Consider the following 19693-nt stretch of genomic DNA (forward strand, 5'->3'; position numbering starts at 1 on the left):
GGCAGGGTGAATGACAGCACGGGAGAGGGATGTGACGGCGACACCTCCGCAGCCGAACTCGCCGTCAGTGCCGGGCGCGCAGGGGCATCCCGCGCGGCGGGCCGCGTTTCCCGAGGTCCGTGTCGCCGGGGGCGTGCGCCGCACCGTCCGCGACACCGTCGCCCTGATCGCGCTCCCCCTCGTCGCCGCCCTCGTCCTGCCCGCCGCGTTCGCCGGTGGCGGCACGCGACGGTGGTTCGGTGGGCGGGCCGAGAGTCAGCGGGCCGAGGCGCAGGCCGCGAAGGACGCCGCGGCGGCCGCGTTCTACGAGCTGGACACCGCCCAGCGGGATCTGCGGATCTCGATCGAGACGATCACGGCGGTGGACGCCTCGCCGGCCGCCCGCCGGGCGATCACCGACTTCGAGGCGCTCGGGCGGCGCATCGACGAGGTCAGTCACCAGTACATCCAGGCCGTCGACGCCCATGACCTCGACCGTGACGACCTGGAGGCGTCGGCCGCCTCCCATGCCCGTACGGAACTGACGAAGGCCAAGGACGAGCTCGACAACGCCAAGCGCGAGCTGGATCGGTTCACGGACGGGCTCGGGCCGCTGCTCGGCAAGGCCGAGACACAGCTGGCCCGCCTCGCCCCGGCCGTCGAGCGCGCCCGCCAGGGCCTGCTCTCCGCGTCGAACGCCCTGGATGCCGTACGCGGATCGGGGCTCAGGGCGGACGACCTGGCGGCCCGGCTCGCCGCCCTCGCCCCGGAGCTGACCAAGCTGAACCAGGGCGCCGGGCAGCATGGCGTCCCGCAGACGCTGGAGCGCGCCGAGCGGGTCGCGCGGGAGGCGGAATCGGTCCGCGTGGAGGCCGAGCGGCTGCCGGAGAAGGCAGCCGAGATCGATCACCGGCTGGTCTCCCTGCGGACGCGGGCACAGGCGCTGACCACGCGTGCCGGGCAGGTGGAGCCGGTCCTGAGCGAGCTGCGGCGGCGGTTCACGGTGGCCTGCTGGCAGGACCTGCAGAGCGTCCCGGACCGCGCCGGGGAGAACGTACGGCAGGCCGAGCTGAAGCTGAAGGAGGCCCAGGCCGCGCGCGACGAGCAGCGCTGGCCCGACGCCACCGCGCTGCTGTCGACGGTGCGTGCGCTACTGAACAGCACCGACGAGTCGGTGTCCGCCGCCGGTGACCGGCTGCGGCAGCTGAACGCCGTGCAGAAGGATCCGCAGCAGGAGATCGACCGGACCCGTTTCGCGATCCGGGACGCCCAGCGGCTCGCCATGACGGGGCGCAACACGCCCGATCCGCGGCACGCGCGCCCCCTGGACGACTCCGTCGCCCGGCTGGAGCGGGCCATCGGCACGCTGGAGGGCCGTCACCCGGACTACTGGCACTTCCTTACCGAGACGGAAGCGGTACGGCAGACGGTGGCCCGGGTCGTCACCCAGATCCGCGAGGAGCGCGGGGCCGGCCACTGACGGGGCTAACCTGTGCGCATGCCTCGCTACGAGTACCGCTGCCGCAGCTGCGGCGACACGTTCGAACTGAGCCGCCCGATGGCGGAGTCCTCCGCCCCAGCCGCGTGCCCTGCGGGGCATGACGACACGGTGAAGCTGCTGTCGACGGTGGCTGTGGGAGGCACGGCCTCGGCCACCGCCCCCGCGCCGAAGTCGGGCGGAGGCGGTGGCGGCTGCTGCGGCGGAGGCTGCTGCGGCTAAGAGGCGGCAGGCGAGACGCCCTGAGGGGCGTCTCGGGCTGTATCAATGTGCGGCTCCGCCACGTGGGCGCGATCAACCACACGCGACCCACCCGCAGCCGCCCAGACCGCCGATCACCCCGAGCTCTTGGGCGCAACAGCCTTCAAGAACTCCCTCAGGATCCGCTCCCCCGCCAGCACCCCCCGCTCCGGCAGCGCGCTGATCGCCGGGGCGGTGAAGTCGGTGTCGGCCAGCTCGCCGTGCCCCGGGCGCCATCCCTTGTCGGCGGCCAGCAGCAGGTCGGCGTCCAGCAGGGAGTCACCAGCCGCCAGCGTCAGTTCCGCGCCGGTGCGGCGGGCGACCTCGCGCATGGCGGCGCTCTTGGTGAGGGGCTTCGGGACGGCGTAGAGCTTGCGGCCCTGCAGGGACACCGTCCAGCCCCGGTTCTCCGCCCACACCGCGAGCTCCTTCACCCACTCCTCGGGCAGCAGCTCGCGCTCGACGACGAGGTAGGCGAAGAGGTCCTCGGCGATCCGGTGCTTGCGTACCCACGCCGGGGACGCCGACGCCATCAGGTGGTCCTGCACCTCCGCGAGCGGCGCGCACTGCTCGCCCAGCCGGGCCGTGACCTGTGCGTTCCAGTCGGGATCGGAAACGCCGTCGACGAGCAGGTGGCCGCCGTTGGCGCAGATCGCGTACTTCGGAGCGGGGCCCGGCAGGTTGATGCGCTCGTACTGCTTACGGGTCCGGGTCGTGGTCGGCACGAAGACCGCCGCGTCGCCGAGGTCGGTCAGCAGCTGGGCCGCGGTCTCGGTCATGTACGACAGCGGCTTGCTCTCGTGCACCTCCACGCACAGCAGCCTGGGCGCCCGCGCGTCCGGCATGGTCAGCGCGAGGGCCGCGGCGGAGTAGATGAGCGTACGGTCGAGGTCGCTCGCCACCAGTACCGGCATCAGACGTTCACCGCCTTGCCGTCGGCACCCGTCGCGCCCCGCGTGTACTTGGGGTGGATCAACCCCACGCAGGTGTACGGCAGTTCGGTGACCTCTTCCACCGGGACCCCTCTCTGTTCGGCCAGCAGTCGTACGTGGTCCAGGTCGGCGCCGGCGCCGGACCGGGCCAGGATCTTCCAGGGCACCCGGCGCAGCAGCACGCGCGTGGTCTCGCCGACGCCGGGCTTGACGAGGTTCACGTCGTGGATGCCGTGCTCCTCGCTGATGCGCTCGACGGCGGCCCAGCCCTCCCAGGTCGGCGCGCGGTCGCCGGACAGCAGCTCCTTGGCCGTTGCCTCGACCGCGTCGACGACCTCCGGGAAGCGCGCCGCCACGGCGTCCAGGAAGGCGACGGAGACGTCGGCGCCGGCGAGTTCGCGGTAGAACTTCGCGCCGTGGTAGTCATGCGGGCCGACCAGGTCCGCGCGCAGGACCGTACGCGAAATCAGGCCGGACACCGTGGAGTTGAGGCAGGCGGACGGGATGAGGAAGTCCTCGCGGGTGCCGTACGTCCGCACGCACGAGCCCGGGTCGGCCAGTACGGCGATCTCGGGGTCGAAGCCGGTGACGCCGTCGGACTTCTCGAACTCCTCCAGGGCCACGGCGAGTTCGCGGGTGATGGCGCCCTTGCCGGTCCAGCCGTCGACGAAGACGACGTCACGGGGGTCGTGGTGCCGTGCCAGCCAGCGCAGGGCGTTGGCGTCGATGCCCCGGCCGCGCACGATCGACACGGCGTAGTGCGGGAGTTCGAGGCCGTGCCGGAACTGGGCCCAGCGGCGCATGAGTACGCCCACGGGAGTGCCGGCGCGGGCGAGCGAGACGAGCACGGGGCGCGGCGACCGCTCGGCGAGCACGAGCTCGGTGACGGCGCCCACGGCCTGCGCCAGTCGCGCCGCCGACTCCTCCAGCGCCGTGTGGAACAGCGCCTGGTACTGCTCGCTCGGCTGGTACTCCACCGGCAGCGACTCGGCGTAGTGCGCGCCACCGCTCTGGATGGCCTCCTCGCGTTCCTCGGTCGGCGCCTCCAGCGTCACGTCCGAGAGGTCCTGGAGCAGCCAGCCGACCTCCTGAGGGGCGTACGAGGAGAAGGCGGGGCCGCGCAGGGGCTCGGGCAGCATGGTGGATGTGTCTCCAGGAGAAACGGACAGGTGCGGCGGCTTGGGGACGTACGACGGCACGACCGCGAGCAGGACGTGCGGGGTGTGGGCGGCGAGCTGCGCCAACAGGCCTTCGGGCGCGTGCAGTTCGGGAGTGTCGGCCACCGAGTCGACGACGGCGATCACGGCGTCGAAGCCGGCGCCCGCGACGTTGTAGGCGTAGCGCTCGCCGGGGCCGTCGGCGGGGTCGTCGTGGGCCGGGAAGACGAGGCGGGTGCGTATCGCGTAGCCGGGGTCGTCGACGGCGAGGACGGGTGAGCGGGTGGTGGTCGAGTAGCGGACCTCCGCGTCGGCGACCTGCTCCAGCTCGCGGGCGAGCCTGAGGGGCGCGTACATCAGCTCCTCGAAGCCGAGCACGAGGACGCTCCGCGCGTCAGCCGGGAGCGCCTCTGCCAGGCCGGCGGCCATGGCGGGGAGGGCGGCTTCGAGGCGGGTGCGGTGCGCGGGCGTGAAGCCGTGGCGGCCGCCGTCGGGGAGACCGGGGGGCCAGCGAAGTTCGACGCGGGTGGCGTGGGGGGCGGTTCGGTCGCGTTCCGGGTGCGGGCCGGTGGGGGCTGGTCGCGCAGTTCCCCGCGCCCCTGGGGGGTTGGCCCTCTGGTCCGCTTCAACGGCAACGCCGCTGTCCGGGGGCGCGGGGAACGGCGCGACCGGCCGCGACGGCGCCGCGGACGACACACGACCCCCCGCGGCACTCTCCGCCTCGTACCGCGCCACCAACTCCTGCCCCTTCTCCAGCACCCCCTCAGGCAGCCGTACGGTCCCCGAAGCCGCCGCGACCAGGTCCACCCGGGCCCCGATCTCCCGCGCGAACTCCTCCAGCCGCCCGGCGTCAGCGGCCGACCGCATGTCGACCAGGGCGACGACCACGTACCTCCGCCGCGGATACCGCGAATGCAGATCCCGGACGGTGTTCAGCACCGTGTTCCCCGTGGAGAACTCGTCGTCCACCAGCACCAGCGGCCCGTCGCCGGCCAGCAGCGCCGGGTCCTTCGGCAGCAGCAGGTGGGACGTGGCGTGCGAGTGGGACTCCTCGAAGCCGCCCGCACGGGCGACCCCGGCGACCGGGCGGCGCGTGGAGTGCAGATACGGGGCGAGACCCACACCGTCGGCGACGGAGTGACCGAGCCCGGTCGCCGTCTCCGCGTAGCCGAGGACGACCGCCCTGGCGGCCTCCTCCGGGCCCAGCAGGTCCCGTACCCGGCGGCCGAGGGCGAAGCCGGCGCCGTACACCACGGAGGGTGACTGCGGTACGTGTTTGCCGAGCACGTTGGAGACGAGCAGATGCGCCCGCTTGGGGTTGCGGCGCAGGGCGAGCCCCAGCATCTGCGTGAGCCCGTCGTCGCCCACGAGCTGGACTCCGAGCCGCTCGGCGACCCAGCTCCCGGACCAGACCCCGTCGTTCACTGCGTTGTTCATGCGTCCCTTGGTCAGTAGCCGTCCGGCCGGTGGATTGTGGCCGTTCGGCCTGGTCAGGCCGGGATTCCGGCGGCGAGCAGTTCTACGAAGCCGATGTCCTCGTTGGCCACACCGAACACCTCGGCCCGCAGCATGGTCCGCTCGGCCCACGCCCGGTGCGGCTTCACCTCGTTCATCTTGTTCGTGTACTGCGACCTCAGTACACCCCCGCCGCAGCGCTCGGGCTTCAGGATGTCCTTGGCATCGCTGAACTCCTCGTGACTGACCACGGACAGTGCGTGCACGGGCAGCACGTGGGAGGGGTGGATGCAGGTCTTGCCGAGCAGGCCGTTGGCGTGGTCGAGCGTGATCTCGCGCAGCAGGCCGTCCATGGAGTGCTCGAGGAGGGCCTCGCGCAGCTCCTCGGCCTGCCCTTCGAGGAAGGGGCTGCGGCGCAGCTGCGGCTTGAACATACGTTCCTGCACGCGGAAGTACTCCCATACCGGCCCGGTCACCGTGAACCCGGTGCCGTCGGCGCGCCCCAGCATGTTCACCACGTCGGCGATCACGGAGGCGACGATCTGGACGTCGTACGCGGTCATGTCCGGGGCCCGGCGCAGTCCGTACGACGAACAGAAGTCGGTGACACCCAGGCGCAGCGCCAGCACCCGCTCCCGGTACTTGTCGACGGCGCGGAAGATGCCCTCGAGGGTCTCCACGCGCGACTCGCGGTAGAGCAGCGCGGGCGATTCCAGCACCGGCATGGCGAACAGCCGTCGCCCGCTCTCGGCCTCGGCGAGGGCGAGAGCCTCCAGGAAGGGCATGCCCCGCTCTTCGGTGAACTTCGGCAGCACGAATCCGGACAGCAGCGCTACGGCGGGACCGAGCCGGCGTACGAGATCGGGGATCTGCTCGGGCGTACGGACCCGGATGAAGAGCAGCGGGAGATCCACCGCGCCCTCGTGCGCGGCGAGGTCGGCGAACTGGCGGGCCAGGTTCTCCTCGCCCTCCGCCACGTCCTCGTCCCGGATGGAGTCCTCCAGGCACAGCACCATCGACACCACGCCGCGTCCGGCCTGCTTGACGATGTCGTCGGCGAGCTGCGGCCGGGTGGCCGGACTGTAGAGCGTGGCGCCCAGGGCCGCGGAGAGCAGCCGTGCCGGGGAGCCGGCGGAGAACTCGCACGGCTCCCGGTGGAAGAGGCGCTGCCGCACCTCCGGGGCGATGTGCCCGAAATGACGCATAGAGCTCCCCCGTGGTGACTCTGTGGCCCCTGCGACCGGTTCACAGGTGGCCGGTAATAGTACGTAGATACCCATGTCAGGGGTTCCCGACGGGCATGAATTTCTGGTAACGCGGACAAACACGGGCGCGCACGGCCTGTGCACCCCCGCGTTGTCGTGACCAGGACGGAGAGGGCAGGATGACCGCATGACGCACGCGATGTTGAAGGGGTCGAACGTCCCGCTCGAAGCCACGACGGTACGCGCCGTGCTGCGCTGGACGCCCGGGCAGGGGGTCCCGGATGTCGATGCCTCGGCACTCCTCCTCGGCCCCGACGGTCGTGTGCGCTCCGACGAGGACTTTGTCTTCTACAACCAGCCCCGGCACCCCTCCGGGCAGGTCTGGCGACTCGGCAAGAAGCGGGGCACCGAGGGCCTCACCGACACGATCCAGACAGATCTGTCCGGTGTCGAGCCGAGCGTCGGCCAGATTCTTCTGGTCGCCTCGGCGGACGGCGTCACCTTCAACCGCGTACGGGATCTGCGCATCCTGCTGTACGACGCGGCGGCCGCCGACGGCGATCCGCTGGCGTACTTCGACATCAAGCCGGAGACGGGCGAGGAGACGGCCCTGATCTGCGGCGAGCTGTACCGCCGCGGCGAGGTCTGGAAGTTCCGCGCGCTGGGTGAGGGCTACTCGGACGGCCTCAGGGGCCTGGCCACGGACTTCGGCATCTCGGTGGACGAGTCGGAGATGGCCGACGAGCCTTCGCCGGCCGCCACGCCGGAGATCTCCCAGCCCCTGCCCCCGGAGCAGCCGACGACGACGCTCCCGCCCCAGCCGTCGTACGGCTATCCCCAGCAGCCCCCGCCGACCCAGCCCGCCTACGGCTACCCCCAGCCGACGAGCCAGCCGGCGACGGCCCAGTCGGGCTACGGCTACCCGCCGCCGGTGACGGCACCTGCGGCCCAGGGCTTCAGCCTGCCGCCGCAGGGCCCGCAGTTCATCGGACGGTGACGGCAGCGCCCCGTCAGGGGCGCGGGGCTGCATCGATATGCGGCTCCGCCGCGCGGGCGCGACCAGCCACAACAAACCCGCAGCCGCGACACGACGGTGAGCCCCGAGCTACTGGGCGCACCGGCCGAGTCCCAGCGTCAGCGCTCCGCCTTCGTCTTGTAGCCGCGTCCCCACTGCAACCCCCACCCGAACAACCGGTCGAGCTCGGCCTGGAAGCCGTAGACGAACTTGACCTCCCGGCGAACCCAGATCTCCCCCTTCACGTTCTCGATCATCACCACCGCGCAGGACCGGGCCTGCGGATGCCGCTCGTCGAGGCCTATCTCGATACGAGGCCCGTTGCTCGGGTACAGGGTGACGATCGCGTGCGTACGGTCGAACGCCGGCGTCTGGTCGTAGATGTACACGAAGACCAGCAGCCGCTTGATGTTCTCCCGGTGATCGAGGTTGACGTAGATCGTCTCGCCGGACGCCGACCCGAACCGGTCGTCCCCGCTGAGCTTCACGTACGGCGGCCCGTTGGCGTCCCCCAGGAACCCGCCCAGGGGCTGGACCACGCCCTTCGTCCCGTCGGTGAGCTCGTACAGCGCCCCGAGGTCGAGGTCGACGTTGACCATGCTCTGGCTGTGTCCGACCACCTCCGGCGGCTTGAGCGCCCTGAACGGATGCCGCAGCAGGCTCTCCCGCGCCGACCCGCCGATGTCGGACGTGCGCATGCGCCACGTCAGGTTGATCCGCAGGTGCCCCGTGGCGGCGCCCTGCTTGGTGAGCGAGACGCGGTCGTGCCGCTTCGTCAGCTCGATCGAGTTCGATGACGCGCTGCCCGAGTCGAACTCGGCCGCCCGGCCCCGCCAGAGTCCGTCCAAGAAGCCCATTCCGCCCCCACGTCCCACTAAGCCCCGCGTCCACTGGAAAAACCGGCGGGGCGGCCGGACGTCCGGCCGCCCCGTCGAGAGCGTTCCTCACCCGCAGGGGTGTCACACCCCGGACGAGACCTCAGTCTTCTCGTCCGAGCCCTCGGCTTTTCCCTCCGCTGCCGCCAGCGCGCGGTTGCGGCGGACGGAGGACCAGAAGGAGGCACCGATCAGGACGACACCGATCAGGCCGGTGATGATCTCGTTGATCTCGTACTGGATGGTGACCAGCAGGATCATGGCGAGCGCGCCGATGGCGTAGTGCGCGCCGTGCTCCAGGTAGACGTAGTCGTCGAGGGTGCCCTGTCGCACGAGGTACACGGTCAGCGACCGGACGTACATCGCGCCGATACCGAGGCCCAGCGCCATCAGGACGATGTCGTTGGTGATGGCGAAGGCGCCGATCACGCCGTCGAAGGAGAAGGACGCGTCCAGGACCTCGAGGTAGAGGAACATGAAGAAGGCGGCCTTGCCGGCCAGGGCGACCGCGGAGCGCGGCTTGCCCGTGCGCTCGGCCTCTTCCTCAGCCTCGTGCTCGCGTTCCTCCTCCTCTTCGAGCTTGTCCTCGAAGAAGCCGGAGAGACCGCCCACGATCATGTAGGTGATCAGGCCGCCGATGCCGGAGAGCAGGACCGTCTCCGCCTTGTCGACGTGCGCGCCGCCGTGCTGGTGGGCGTTGGCCGCGAAGGTCAGTGCGGAGATCAGCAGGACGATCAGCGCGATGCAGACCGACAGCATGTCGACCTTGCCGAGCTTGGCCAGCGGGCGCTCCAGCCAGCCGAGCCACTTGATGTCCCGGTCCTCGAAGATGAAGTCCAGGAAGATCATCAGCAGGAACATGCCACCGAACGCGGCGATCGCCGGGTGGGCGTCGGTGACGAGCTGCTGGTACTGGTCCTTGTCGTTGAGGGCAAGGTTGACGGCCTCGATCGGGCCGAGCGATGCGCTGATCGCGACGATCACGACGGGGAAGACCAGTCGCATACCGAAGACGGCGATCAGGATGCCGATGGTGAGGAAGATCTTCTGCCAGAAGGCATTCATCTTCTTCAGAATTCCGGCGTTGACCACCGCGTTGTCGAAGGACAGCGAGATCTCGAGGACGGAGAGGATCGCCACGACGCCGAGGGCGGTCCACCCCCCGAAGAGGACCGCTGCAACGAGGCCGAGCGCGGTGACCGCGAACGACCAGCCGAAGGTTTTCAGAACCACTGGCTACCCAATCCCTGTGTGTACGGGGCTGCCCCGCGCACTCGGCTTTACGAAACTTTGAACCGAAGTCTAGTCGGCCACCCTTCGCACCCCACCGGGGCCCGGCTTTTGCTCATATCGCGTTACGAGACGTCGACCCCGAAGTCGAGCGCGATGCCCCGGAGTCCCGACGCGTACCCCTGTCCCACCGCTCGGAACTTCCACTCTCCCTGATAGCGATAGACCTCGCCGAAGATCATCGCGGTTTCGGTGGAGGCGTCCTCGCTCAGGTCGTAGCGAGCGAGTTCCTGGCCGTCCGCCTGGTTCACCACGCGGATGAAGGCATTGCTGACCTGGCCGAAGGTCTGGCCGCGCTCGTCGGCCATATGGATCGAGACAGGAAAGACGATCTTGTCGCAGTGGGCCGGCACCTTGGAGAGGTCGATCAGGAGCGACTCGTCGTCGCCGTCACCCTCACCGGTGAGGTTGTCCCCGGTGTGTTCCACCGAGCCGTCCGGGCTCTTGAGCTGGTTGTAGAAGACGAACCACTCATCGCCCAGGACTCGTCCGCTGCTGCACACCAGTGCGCTGGCGTCGAGGTCGAAGGGGGCTCCGGTGGTGGAGCGCGCGTCCCAGCCGAGCCCGATCATCACCTGGGTGAGATTGGGTGCGGCCTTGGACAGGGAGACGTTTCCTCCCTTGGCGAGCGTGACGCCCATGTTGCTGGTCCTCCCCGCGTGATGCTTCTTTGGTTGTCCTGCGCATCCGGCGCCGCACCCAAACGGATGCGGCGCCGGACTCAGCCAGTGGTGTCCTGAACGGTCACCTCCGATGTCAAGCTCAGACGTTCACACCGAAGTCCTGCGCGATACCGCGCAGACCCGACGCGTAGCCCTGGCCGATGGCGCGGAACTTCCACTCCGCACCGTGCCGGTACAGCTCGCCGAAGACCATCGCGGTCTCGGTGGACGCGTCCTCCGAGAGGTCGTAGCGCGCGATCTCGGCGCCGCCGGCCTGGTTGACGACGCGGATGAACGCGTTGCGCACCTGACCGAAGGACTGCTGGCGGTTCTCGGCGTCGTAGATCGACACCGGGAAGACGATCTTCTCGACGTCCGCCGGGACGCCGGCGAGGTTGATCTTGATCTGCTCGTCGTCGCCCTCGCCCTCACCGGTGAGGTTGTCACCGGTGTGCTCGACCGAGCCGTCGGGGCTCTTCAGGTTGTTGAAGAACACGAAGTTCGCGTCGCTGGCGACCTTGCCCTCCGCGTTCGTCAGCATCGCGCTGGCGTCGAGGTCGAAGTCGGTGCCGGTCGTGGTGCGGATGTCCCACCCCAGACCGACGATGACCGCGGTGAGGCCAGGGGCCTCCTTGGACAGTGATACGTTGCCGCCCTTGCTGAGGCTGACTCCCACGAGTCCTCCATTGGTGTTCAGGGGCGGGGGGCCCCGCCGTGCGTTTGATATCGGATCAACGAGTCGATCCTAGTAACGGGTTCCCGAGGCTTGCATGCCTTGGTACCGAAGAATCACGGGTGTCGGTCACCAGAGGGACCGGGCGGGATCAGAGGGTGTCGAGCGCCTTGACGTACTCGCTCAGGTCGCGCGCGTCCGGCAGGGCGTTGACGACGGTCCAGCGGACCACGCCCTCCTTGTCGATGACGAAGGTGCCGCGCACCGCGCAGCCCTTGTCCTCGGCGAACACGCCATAGGCGCGGCTGACCTCGCCGTGCGGCCAGAAGTCGCTGAGCAGCGGGTACTCCAGGCCCTCCTGCTCGGCGAAGACGCGCAGGGTGTGGATGGAGTCGTTGGAGACGGCGAGGACCTGCGTGTCGCGGTCGGCGAACTGCGGCAGGTTGTCGCGCACCTCGCACAGCTCGCCGGTGCACACGCCGGTGAAGGCGAAGGGGTAGAAGAGCAGGACGACGTTCTTGGAACCGCGGAAGTCGGAGAGCTTCACGGTCGCGCCGTGGTTGTCCTTGAGCTCGAAGTCGGGGGCCTTGTCGCCGACCTGGATCGCCATCGTCGTGAATGTCCCTTCGGTGAGGCTGTTCGGGTGGCATCCACCCTACGCAGCGATCACCGGGGCACACGCATGAGCCGGGCTGGACTTTGCAGTCCAGCCCGGCAGGGTGGGCCCGTACGGCGATCGTCTCAGCCGTGGGTCACTTCGATTCGGCTACTTCTTGGACTTCGCGGCCTTGGGCGTCACCAGCCGGCTGCCGCTCCAGTCCTTGCCGACGCTGACGCTCTTGGACGCCGACAGACCCGCTGTGGTCGACGCTTCAGAGATGTCGCTGGGCTCCACGTAGCCGTCACGGCCGGTCTTGGGCGTGAGGAGCAGGATCGAGCCGCCTTCTTCGATGTACGTGGTGGCGTCCACCAGCGCATCCGTCAGGTCGCCGTCCTCGTCGCGGAACCACAGCACCACGGCATCGGCTACGTCGTCGTAGTCCTCGTCCACGAGTTCGCTGCCGACGACTTCCTCAATGGACTCGCGGAGTTCCTGGTCTACGTCCTCGTCGTAGCCGATCTCCTGGACCACCTGCTCGGGCTGGAACCCCAGCCTGACGGCAGGGTTAGTCCGCTCCTCCGCGTGGTCCGCGGTCGCGCTCACGGGTTGCCTCCTGATCATGTCTTGGGAATAACTCAGCCACGCGCGTGCGCGAAGCATTGGCCGTAGTCCACACGGGCGGGGCGGATCGCGCAAGTACCCGGCCGTTCAGACCGCCGAAACGGTGACGTTCCTGAACGTGTCACCGCAACTCCAGGCACGCCACCATCGTCTCAAGGTGACGCGCACCACACCAATCTGCCCCCTTTGTGCGTTTGGGAACCATCCATGGTCACTCCGCCGTTCACCAGGCCTCGGGTTACCTCACAGTAGAGATGACGTTTGGCCCCCCGAGGTACACGATGGGGAGCGGTGCAGACCCTCAGAAACACGGCCCTCTGACAGGTAAGGAACAGCGTGGCTTCCGGATCAGATCGCAACCCGATCATCATTGGCGGCCTTCCGAGTCAGGTTCCTGACTTCGATCCCGAGGAAACCCAGGAGTGGCTCGACTCCCTCGACGCCGCCGTGGATGAGCGCGGCCGGGAGCGGGCCCGCTATCTGATGCTGCGGCTGATCGAGCGGGCCCGCGAGAAGCGCGTGGCCGTGCCCGAGATGCGCAGCACGGACTACGTCAACACGATCGCCACCAAGGACGAGCCGTTCTTCCCGGGCAACGAGGAGATCGAGCGCAAGATCCTCAACGCGACCCGGTGGAACGCCGCGGTCATGGTGTCCAGGGCCCAGCGCCCCGGCATCGGCGTCGGCGGTCACATCGCCACGTTCGCCTCCTCGGCCTCCCTCTACGACGTGGGCTTCAACCACTTCTTCCGCGGCAAGGACGAGGGCGACGGCGGTGACCAGGTCTTCTTCCAGGGGCACGCCTCCCCGGGCATCTACGCACGGGCGTTCCTGCTGGACCGCCTCAGTGAGCAGAACCTCGACGCGTTCCGGCAGGAGAAGTCGAAGGCGCGGTACGGCCTGTCCAGCTACCCGCACCCGCGGTCGATGCCGGACTTCTGGGAGTTCCCGACCGTGTCGATGGGCCTCGGCCCGATCGGCGCGATCTACCAGGCGCGGATGAACCGCTACATGGAGGCGCGCGGCATCGCGGACACCTCCAAGTCGCAGGTGTGGGCGTTCCTGGGCGACGGCGAGATGGACGAGCCGGAGTCGCTCGGCCAACTGTCGATCGCCGCGCGCGAGGGCCTGGACAACCTCACCTTCGTGGTCAACTGCAACCTCCAGCGCCTCGACGGCCCGGTGCGGGGCAACGGCAAGGTCATCCAGGAGCTTGAATCGATCTTCCGGGGCGCCGGCTGGAACGTGATCAAGCTGATCTGGGACCGCTCCTGGGACCCGCTGCTCGCGCAGGACCGCGACGGCCTCCTGGTCAACCGGATGAACACCACGCCGGACGGCCAGTTCCAGACGTACGCCACCGAGACCGGCGCCTACATCCGCGACCACTTCTTCGGCGACGACCAGCGGCTGCGCACGATGGTCGAGGGCATGACCGACGACCAGATCCTGCACCTGGGCCGCGGCGGTCACGACCACAAGAAGATCTTCGCGGCGTTCTCGGCGGCCAAGGCGCACAAGGGCCAGCCGACGGTGATCCTGGCCAAGACGATCAAGGGCTGGACGCTCGGTCCCAACTTCGAGGGCCGCAACGCCACGCACCAGATGAAGAAGCTGACGGTCGACGACCTCAAGCGCTTCCGCGACCGGCTGCACCTGCCGATCGCCGACAAGGACCTGGAGAGCGGGCTCCCGCCGTACTACCACCCGGGGCGGGACTCCGAGGAGATCCAGTACATGCACGACCGCCGCAAGGGGCTCGGCGGGTACGTCCCGACGCGTGTCGTGCGGTCGAAGCCGCTGGCGCTGCCCGACGACAAGACGTACGCGACAGTGAAGAAGGGCTCGGGCCATCAGTCGATCGCGACGACCATGGCCTTTGTCCGTCTCCTCAAGGACCTCATGCGGGACAAGGAGATCGGCAAGCGATTCGTGCTGATCGCGCCGGACGAGTACCGCACGTTCGGCATGGACTCGTTCTTCCCGAGCGCGAAGATCTACAACCCGCTGGGTCAGCAGTACGAGGCGGTCGACCGCGATCTGCTGCTCGCCTACAAGGAGTCGCCGCAGGGCCAGATGCTGCACGACGGCATCTCCGAGGCGGGCTGCACGGCCTCGCTGATCGCCGCGGGTTCGGCGTACGCCACGCACGGCGAACCGCTGATCCCGGTGTACGTCTTCTACTCGATGTTCGGATTCCAGCGCACCGGCGACCAGTTCTGGCAGATGGCCGACCAGCTGGCGCGCGGTTTCGTGCTGGGTGCGACCGCCGGCCGTACGACCCTGACCGGTGAGGGCCTCCAGCACGCCGACGGCCACTCGCAGCTGCTCGCCTCGACGAACCCGGGCTGTGTCGCGTACGACCCGGCTTACTCGTACGAGATCGCGCACATCGTGCAGGACGGTCTGCGCCGGATGTACGGCGGGGACGCCGAACACCCGCACGGCGAGGACGTCTTCTACTACCTGACCGTCTACAACGAGCCGATCCAGCACCCGGCCGAGCCGGAGGACGTGGACGTCGAGGGCATCCTCAAGGGCGTCCACCGCATCAGCGAGGGCACTTCCGGGTCGGTCCCGGCGCAGATCATGGCGTCCGGGGTGGCGGTCCCCTGGGCGGTCGAGGCGCAGAAGCTCCTGGCCGAGGACTGGAACGTGAAGGCCGACGTGTGGTCGGCGACCTCCTGGAACGAGCTGCGGCGCGAGGCCGTGGAGTGCGAGGAGCACAACCTGCTGCACCCGGAGGAGGAACAGCGGGTGCCGTGGGTGACGCGGAAGCTGAGCGGCGCCGAGGGGCCGTTCGTGGCCGTGTCCGACTGGATGCGGTCGGTGCCGGACCAGATCGCGCGGTGGGTGCCGGGGACGTACCAGTCGCTGGGCGCGGACGGCTTCGGCTTCGCGGACACCCGCGGTGCGGCGCGCCGCTTCTTCCACATCGACGCGCAGTCGATCGTGGTGGGGGTGCTGACGGAGCTGGCGAAGGAGGGGAAGGTGGACCGGTCGGTGCTGAAGCAGGCGATCGACCGTTACCAGCTGCTCGATGTGTCGGCGGCGGATCCGGGAGCCGCGGGCGGCGACGCGTAGCGTCCGTCAACTGCTCGATGGGGTGGTGTTCCCGTGGGTGACCCGCGGGCACACCACCCCTTCACATTTCCTACGATGCGGCCATGAAGCGACCGCTCGCGCAAGTCCGTTGGGAACGGTTCACCCAGCGCCCCCTTTTCGCCCTCGCCCTGGCGTTTGCCGTGGCCTATGCCGTGCCGATCGTCTCGCCCGACGCGGGGCGGGGCGTGGTGGAGGTGTGCCTCGCGGTGGAGTGGGTGGTGTGGGGCGCCTTCGCCGTGGACTACGTGGTCCGGCTCGGACTCGCGGAGCGGCGCGGGGAGTTCGTGCGGTCGCACTGGCTGGATCTGTGCGCGGTGCTGCTGCCGCTGATACAGCCCATTCGGTTGCTGCGGCTCGTGTCGACGCTGCTGTTGGTGGGGCAGCGGGCGCGGATGGCTTCCCAGATACGGCTGACCACGTATGTCGCCGGGGCGGTGGTCGGGCTGCTGATGTTCGGGTCGCTGGCGGTGCTGTCCGTCGAACGGGACTCGCCGAACGGGAACATCAAGACGCTGGGTGACGCGGTGTGGTGGTCGTTCACGACCATGACGACGGTCGGGTACGGGGATCATGCGCCGACCACCGGGGTGGGGCGGATGCTCGCGGTGGGGCTGATGCTGTCCGGGATCGCCCTGCTGGGTGTCGTGACCGCGAACATCGCCGCGTGGTTCATAGCGCGGTTCGAGATGGACGACGTGGAGGAGCGGCGGCAGACGGAGGCGATACGGGTGCTGACGGAGGAGGTCCGGGCACTGCGCGCGGAGGTTGCTCTGCTGTCGGGGGCGACCGTGCCGGGGCAGGTTGCGCAGGAGCGGCCACGTTGATCGGGGGGCTGGGCCGCGAGGCCCTCGCCTCCGGTTGCGCGGGAGCAGCCTCGTTCGCCCCGTGGCCCGGCGCTCAATCTGAGGCAGGGTCGCCCCACTCACCCGCGCCGGCGAGGTGCCGCTGCACCCACCGCACCGCCCCAGCGGCACGACCGCCCGCAGGCTGGGGCGACTCAGGCAGAGCACAGGCTCAGCCGCTTGGTCTACCCGCAGGCTGGGGGGTCGGGCTGAGCGCGGGCGGGGCGCCCCGGGTGAGCGCGCGCTGAGCGGCTCGGGCTACCCGCAGGCTCCAGGCTCGGCCTGAGGGCGGGCGGGGCAGCCCGGAGAGAGCGCAGGCCCAGCGACTCGGGCTACCCGCAGACTCGGGACTCGGCCTGAGCGCGGGCGGGGCGGCCCGGAGAGAGCGCAGGCCCGGCGACTCGGGCTACCCGCAGACTCGGGACTCGGCCTGAGCGCGGGCGGGGCGGCCCTGAGCGCAGGTGGGCGGCCCAGGTGAGCGCAGGATCGGCGGCTCGGGCTACCCGCAGGCTCCAGGCTCGGCCTGAGCGCAAGCCGGGCGGGCCGGAGTGGGCGCAGGCTGGGGCCCCGGGTGGGCGGCTCAGGCGGCCGTGCGGCAGCCGACCTGAGGGGCGCGGGGAACTGCGCGATCAGCCACACGCGACCCGCAGGCGCCGTAGCACCCAAGGCCCCGAGCTGCTGGGCGCTAGTACAAACCGGTGCCCGGGGTTGCCACACCCGCCAGCCAGATGATCGCCAGCAGGGTGTCGATCGCGCCCAGGACGACGGCGATCAACGCCGGGACGGGGCGGGCTCCTGACCAGGTTCGGTTCATGGCCAGCCAGCCGCAGACGATCGCCACCGGGCCGAGGATGATGCCCAGTACGAAGAATCCGGCGACCGCGCAGACGGCTCCGATGATCCCCAGGGTCGCGCGATCCGGCCCGGTCCGTGACCACGTCCGGCCACGTGAGCGAGGGTGCCTGCGCGTTCCGTGCGAGAAGCCCGCCATCGTCAACTCCCTGATTCGGCGTTCGACTTGGCGAGTACCCACGGTGCGCGGCTCATGCCTGCGCGTCCGGGCCGGTGGCGCGCTGACCCCCTCCGGCAGCGCGCCACAGGCCCTGGCTTGACCCACTGTGACCTGCACGCTTGCCGGAGGGGAGGGATCTTCGACGGAGTCACCCTGATAGGCGAACTCCGTCGCAATCCCGTCAGATGTGGGCCGCGCCCGCACCCGCTTCCGCGTTCTCGCCCCGCTTGGTGAGGAACGCCACGAAGACCGCGACGACCGCCACGCCCGCGGCGACCAGGGACGCCAGGCTCATGCCCGAGATGAACGTGTCGTGCGCGACGTCCGTGATCTTCGCGGCGATGGCGTCCGGCGTCCCGGGAGCCAGCGGTGCCACGCCGACCTGGACCGCCTCGGAGGCCTGGGCCTCCTGCGCGGCGGTGAGGGGCGGCAGGCCCGCGGACGTCCAGTTGCCGGCGAGGTCGCTGTCGACCTTGGAGGCCATGACGGCGCCCAGGACCGCGGTGCCGAGGCTGCCGCCGATCTGCATCGCGGCCTGCTGGAGACCGCCGGCCACCCCGGACAGCTCCATGGGCGCGTTGCCGACGATGACCTCCGTGGCACCGACCATGACCGGCGCGAGGCCGAGGCCGAGCAGGGCGAACCAGACCGACATGATGCCGCTGCCGGTGTCCGTCTCCAGCGTGGACATGCCGTACATGGCGATCGCGGTCAGCGCCATACCGCCCGCCAGCGGGACACGCGGGCCGAACTTGGTGATCATCGCGCCCGCGAGCGGCGAGCCGACGATCATCATGCCGGTGAGCGGCAGCAGGTGCAGGCCGGCGTCGATCGGGCTCATGCCATGGACGTTCTGCAGGTAGAACGTCACGAAGAACAGGCCGCCCATGAACGCGATGGCCATCAGGACCATCAGCACGACACCCGCGGAGAGCGGGACCGAGCGGAACAGGGCCAGCGGGATCAGCGGCTCCTTGACCCGTGTCTCCCAGAACGCGAAGAGCACGAAGCCCACGACCGACCCGGCGATGAACAGCCACGTCTTGCCGTCGCCCCAGCCCCACTCCGGGGCCTTGATCAGGGCCCAGACCAGGCAGAACATCGCCGCCGAGAGAAGGGCGATGCCGAGGATGTCGAAGGAGCGCGGGGCGTTCTCGGCGCGGTGGTCCAGGAGGATCACGACGCCCAGCACGACGGCGAGGATGCCCACCGGCACGTTGATGAAGAACACCGACTGCCAGTTGACGTGCTCGACGAGGACGCCGCCGAGGATCGGGCCACCGGCGGTGGAGGCGCCGATGACCATGCCCCAGATGCCGATGGCCATGTTGAGCTTCTCGGCCGGGAACGTCGCCCGCAGCAGGCCGAGCGCGGCCGGCATCAGCAGCGCGCCGAACAGGCCCTGCAGGACACGGAACGTGACGACCGCCGCGATGCTGCTGGACAGGCCGATCGCACCGGAGGCGGCGGCGAAGCCGACCACGCCGATCAGGAAGGTCTGCCGGTGCCCGAACCGGTCACCGAGCTTGCCGGCGGTGATCAGGGCGACCGCGAGGGCGAGGAAGTAGCCGTTGGTGATCCACTGGACCTCGGCGAAGGTGGCGCCGAGGTCCTTCTGGATGGCCGGGTTGGCGATGGCCACGATGGTGCCGTCCAGGGCCACCATCATGACCCCGACCGCGACGGTGATGAGGGTGAACCAAGGGTGGCCTCGCAGCCCCTTGGCCGGCGTCGCATCCGACGGGGCTGCTGGCGCCCGGTCCCCCGGCCCCGTCGTCTTGATGGTGGTCTGACTAGTCATACGTTCGAGGCTAATGACAGCCACTGACAATTGACAAACCAATTCACAAGTCGGTAACTGACACATATGGAAACACTGCGCGAACGCAAGAAGCAGCGCACCCGGGAAGCACTGCTGCGTACCGCGCTGGAGCTCTTCACCACCCAGGGTTACGAACACACCACCGTCGACGACATCGCGGCGGCCGTCGACGTGTCGCAGCGCACGTTCTTCCGCTACTTCGCCGGCAAGGAGGAGGCCGCCCTCGCCCTTCAGGACATGACGGTGGCGCACTTCCTGGAGGCCGTGCGCGAGCGTCCGCGGCACGAGGCCCCCATGGCGGCGCTGCGCCAGGCCGTGCTGGAGGGCTGGGACACGATCAACGAGGTGATCCAGGCCGTCGTACCCGTCGAGCTGTATCTGCGGATGTACCAGGTGATCGAGTCGACGCCCGTCCTGCTCGCCGCACATCTGCGCCGTTCGGCGGAGATCGAGGAGGCGATCGCGCGCATCCTCGCCGAGCGCGAGGGGGTCGACCTCGACACCGATCCGCGACCGCGGCTGGCGGTGGCCGTGTTCGGCGGCGTGATGCGGCTGACGGAGCGTCAGTGGAGCACCGGGGAGGACTTCAGCGTGGACGCCATGCGGGCACTGACCGTCTCATATCTCGAACAGGTCGGCCCGGCACTCAGCGAGAGCTGGCGAACACGCTGAGGTCATCGGCCCGTTAACGTCGTCTTGATCGAAACGT

General features: G+C 69.6%; 17 protein-coding genes. 6 read left to right on the plus strand and 11 right to left on the minus strand.

Going from position 1 to position 19693, the window contains the following annotated elements; translation table 11 throughout:
• Nucleotides 1–31 precede the first annotated feature (31 nt).
• Nucleotides 32–1459, plus strand: coding sequence for a hypothetical protein (locus tag ACFY5C_RS11905; protein ID WP_389443425.1), 1428 nt, complete (start codon nt 32–34; stop codon nt 1457–1459).
• Between the two features lie 18 nt (nt 1460–1477).
• The gene (locus ACFY5C_RS11910) at nt 1478–1699 is read left to right on the plus strand and encodes a zinc ribbon domain-containing protein (RefSeq protein ID WP_389443427.1); all 222 of its coding nucleotides are present in this window, start codon (nt 1478–1480) and stop codon (nt 1697–1699) included.
• 113 nt (nt 1700–1812) lie between these two features.
• Here ACFY5C_RS11910 and ACFY5C_RS11915 read toward each other — a convergent pair whose 3' ends face one another.
• From ACFY5C_RS11915 to ACFY5C_RS11925, 3 genes are read right to left on the minus strand one after another with little or no spacing between them, the layout of a single operon-like run.
• A complete protein-coding gene (locus tag ACFY5C_RS11915; RefSeq protein WP_389443429.1) occupies nt 1813–2631 on the minus strand; it encodes an HAD family hydrolase in 819 nt (272 codons plus the stop codon).
• Nucleotides 2631–5243, minus strand: a complete 2613-nt coding sequence (locus tag ACFY5C_RS11920; protein ID WP_389443431.1) for a phosphoribosyltransferase domain-containing protein — start codon at nt 5241–5243, stop codon at nt 2631–2633. The genes ACFY5C_RS11915 and ACFY5C_RS11920 overlap by 1 nt, the downstream gene beginning before the upstream one ends.
• Nucleotides 5244–5296: 53 nt before the next feature.
• Nucleotides 5297–6466: an HpcH/HpaI aldolase/citrate lyase family protein gene (locus ACFY5C_RS11925; RefSeq protein ID WP_389443433.1), complete on the minus strand. Its 1170-nt coding sequence runs from the start codon at nt 6464–6466 to the stop codon at nt 5297–5299.
• 187 nt (nt 6467–6653) lie between these two features.
• Here ACFY5C_RS11925 and ACFY5C_RS11930 point away from each other — a divergent pair, with 187 nt between their 5' ends.
• The gene (locus ACFY5C_RS11930) at nt 6654–7463 is read left to right on the plus strand and encodes a TerD family protein (RefSeq protein WP_389443435.1); all 810 of its coding nucleotides are present in this window, start codon (nt 6654–6656) and stop codon (nt 7461–7463) included.
• A 137-nt stretch (nt 7464–7600) separates the two neighbouring features.
• On the opposite strand, the gene ACFY5C_RS11935 is transcribed toward ACFY5C_RS11930, so the two are convergent.
• The 6 genes from ACFY5C_RS11935 to ACFY5C_RS11960 all read right to left on the minus strand — a co-directional run bounded on the left by ACFY5C_RS11935 (nt 7601) and on the right by ACFY5C_RS11960 (nt 12185).
• Nucleotides 7601–8338 (minus strand): Tellurium resistance, encoded by a 738-nt coding sequence (locus ACFY5C_RS11935; protein WP_389443437.1) that lies wholly within the window; start codon nt 8336–8338, stop codon nt 7601–7603.
• Nucleotides 8339–8440: 102 nt separating this feature from the next.
• Nucleotides 8441–9589 carry a DUF475 domain-containing protein gene (locus ACFY5C_RS11940; RefSeq protein ID WP_389443439.1) on the minus strand — a complete coding sequence of 383 codons (1149 nt, stop codon included), beginning with the start codon at nt 9587–9589 and terminating at the stop codon, nt 8441–8443.
• 122 nt (nt 9590–9711) lie between these two features.
• Nucleotides 9712–10287 carry a TerD family protein gene (locus ACFY5C_RS11945; RefSeq protein WP_389443441.1) on the minus strand — a complete coding sequence of 192 codons (576 nt, stop codon included), beginning with the start codon at nt 10285–10287 and terminating at the stop codon, nt 9712–9714.
• 121 nt (nt 10288–10408) lie between these two features.
• Entirely contained in the window at nt 10409–10984 is a 576-nt protein-coding gene (locus ACFY5C_RS11950) for a calcium homeostasis/redox stress adaptation protein (RefSeq protein ID WP_389443443.1), read from the minus strand.
• Nucleotides 10985–11132: 148 nt separating this feature from the next.
• Complete coding sequence (locus ACFY5C_RS11955; protein WP_328428044.1) at nt 11133–11591, minus strand: peroxiredoxin; 459 nt, start codon at nt 11589–11591, stop codon at nt 11133–11135.
• A 156-nt stretch (nt 11592–11747) separates the two neighbouring features.
• Nucleotides 11748–12185 carry a DUF3052 domain-containing protein gene (locus ACFY5C_RS11960; protein ID WP_328428043.1) on the minus strand — a complete coding sequence of 146 codons (438 nt, stop codon included), beginning with the start codon at nt 12183–12185 and terminating at the stop codon, nt 11748–11750.
• Nucleotides 12186–12539: 354 nt separating this feature from the next.
• On the opposite strand from ACFY5C_RS11960, the gene aceE reads away from it, so the two are divergent.
• Entirely contained in the window at nt 12540–15287 is a 2748-nt protein-coding gene (gene aceE, locus ACFY5C_RS11965) for a pyruvate dehydrogenase (acetyl-transferring), homodimeric type (protein WP_389443445.1), read from the plus strand.
• A gap of 83 nt (nt 15288–15370) precedes the next feature.
• On the plus strand, nt 15371–16132 hold the full coding sequence (locus ACFY5C_RS11970; RefSeq protein WP_389443447.1) for a potassium channel family protein: 762 nt from the start codon (nt 15371–15373) through the stop codon (nt 16130–16132).
• A gap of 703 nt (nt 16133–16835) precedes the next feature.
• Here ACFY5C_RS11970 and ACFY5C_RS11975 read toward each other — a convergent pair.
• Together ACFY5C_RS11975 and ACFY5C_RS11980 are read right to left on the minus strand one after the other, a co-directional pair.
• Nucleotides 16836–17141 carry a small hydrophobic protein gene (locus ACFY5C_RS11975; RefSeq protein ID WP_389443449.1) on the minus strand — a complete coding sequence of 102 codons (306 nt, stop codon included), beginning with the start codon at nt 17139–17141 and terminating at the stop codon, nt 16836–16838.
• Nucleotides 17142–17343: 202 nt separating this feature from the next.
• Nucleotides 17344–18963, minus strand: coding sequence for an MFS transporter (locus ACFY5C_RS11980; RefSeq protein WP_389443451.1), 1620 nt, complete (start codon nt 18961–18963; stop codon nt 17344–17346).
• Nucleotides 18964–19029: 66 nt separating this feature from the next.
• Between ACFY5C_RS11980 and ACFY5C_RS11985 the strand changes: the two genes are divergently transcribed.
• Nucleotides 19030–19656 (plus strand): TetR family transcriptional regulator, encoded by a 627-nt coding sequence (locus tag ACFY5C_RS11985; RefSeq protein ID WP_389443453.1) that lies wholly within the window; start codon nt 19030–19032, stop codon nt 19654–19656.
• Nucleotides 19657–19693 lie beyond the last annotated feature (37 nt).

Origin of the sequence: Streptomyces sp. NPDC012935 (assembly GCF_042900345.1) — a bacterium.
GTDB lineage: Bacteria > Actinomycetota > Actinomycetes > Streptomycetales > Streptomycetaceae > Streptomyces.

Bases quoted from the DNA above. Each gene is read 5' to 3' on its own strand.
- ACFY5C_RS11910 (WP_389443427.1), top strand. From the start codon at position 1,478: ATGCCTCGCTACGAGTACCGCTGCCGCAGCTGCGGCGACACGTTCGAA.
- ACFY5C_RS11915 (WP_389443429.1), bottom strand. From the start codon at position 2,631: ATGCCGGTACTGGTGGCGAGCGACCTCGACCGTACGCTCATCTACTCC.
- ACFY5C_RS11920 (WP_389443431.1), bottom strand. From the start codon at position 5,243: ATGAACAACGCAGTGAACGACGGGGTCTGGTCCGGGAGCTGGGTCGCC.
- ACFY5C_RS11925 (WP_389443433.1), bottom strand. From the start codon at position 6,466: ATGCGTCATTTCGGGCACATCGCCCCGGAGGTGCGGCAGCGCCTCTTC.
- ACFY5C_RS11930 (WP_389443435.1), top strand. From the start codon at position 6,654: ATGACGCACGCGATGTTGAAGGGGTCGAACGTCCCGCTCGAAGCCACG.
- ACFY5C_RS11935 (WP_389443437.1), bottom strand. From the start codon at position 8,338: ATGGGCTTCTTGGACGGACTCTGGCGGGGCCGGGCGGCCGAGTTCGAC.
- ACFY5C_RS11945 (WP_389443441.1), bottom strand. From the start codon at position 10,287: ATGGGCGTCACGCTCGCCAAGGGAGGAAACGTCTCCCTGTCCAAGGCC.
- ACFY5C_RS11955 (WP_328428044.1), bottom strand. From the start codon at position 11,591: ATGGCGATCCAGGTCGGCGACAAGGCCCCCGACTTCGAGCTCAAGGAC.
- ACFY5C_RS11970 (WP_389443447.1), top strand. From the start codon at position 15,371: ATGAAGCGACCGCTCGCGCAAGTCCGTTGGGAACGGTTCACCCAGCGC.
- ACFY5C_RS11975 (WP_389443449.1), bottom strand. From the start codon at position 17,141: ATGGCGGGCTTCTCGCACGGAACGCGCAGGCACCCTCGCTCACGTGGC.
- ACFY5C_RS11980 (WP_389443451.1), bottom strand. From the start codon at position 18,963: ATGACTAGTCAGACCACCATCAAGACGACGGGGCCGGGGGACCGGGCG.
- ACFY5C_RS11985 (WP_389443453.1), top strand. From the start codon at position 19,030: ATGGAAACACTGCGCGAACGCAAGAAGCAGCGCACCCGGGAAGCACTG.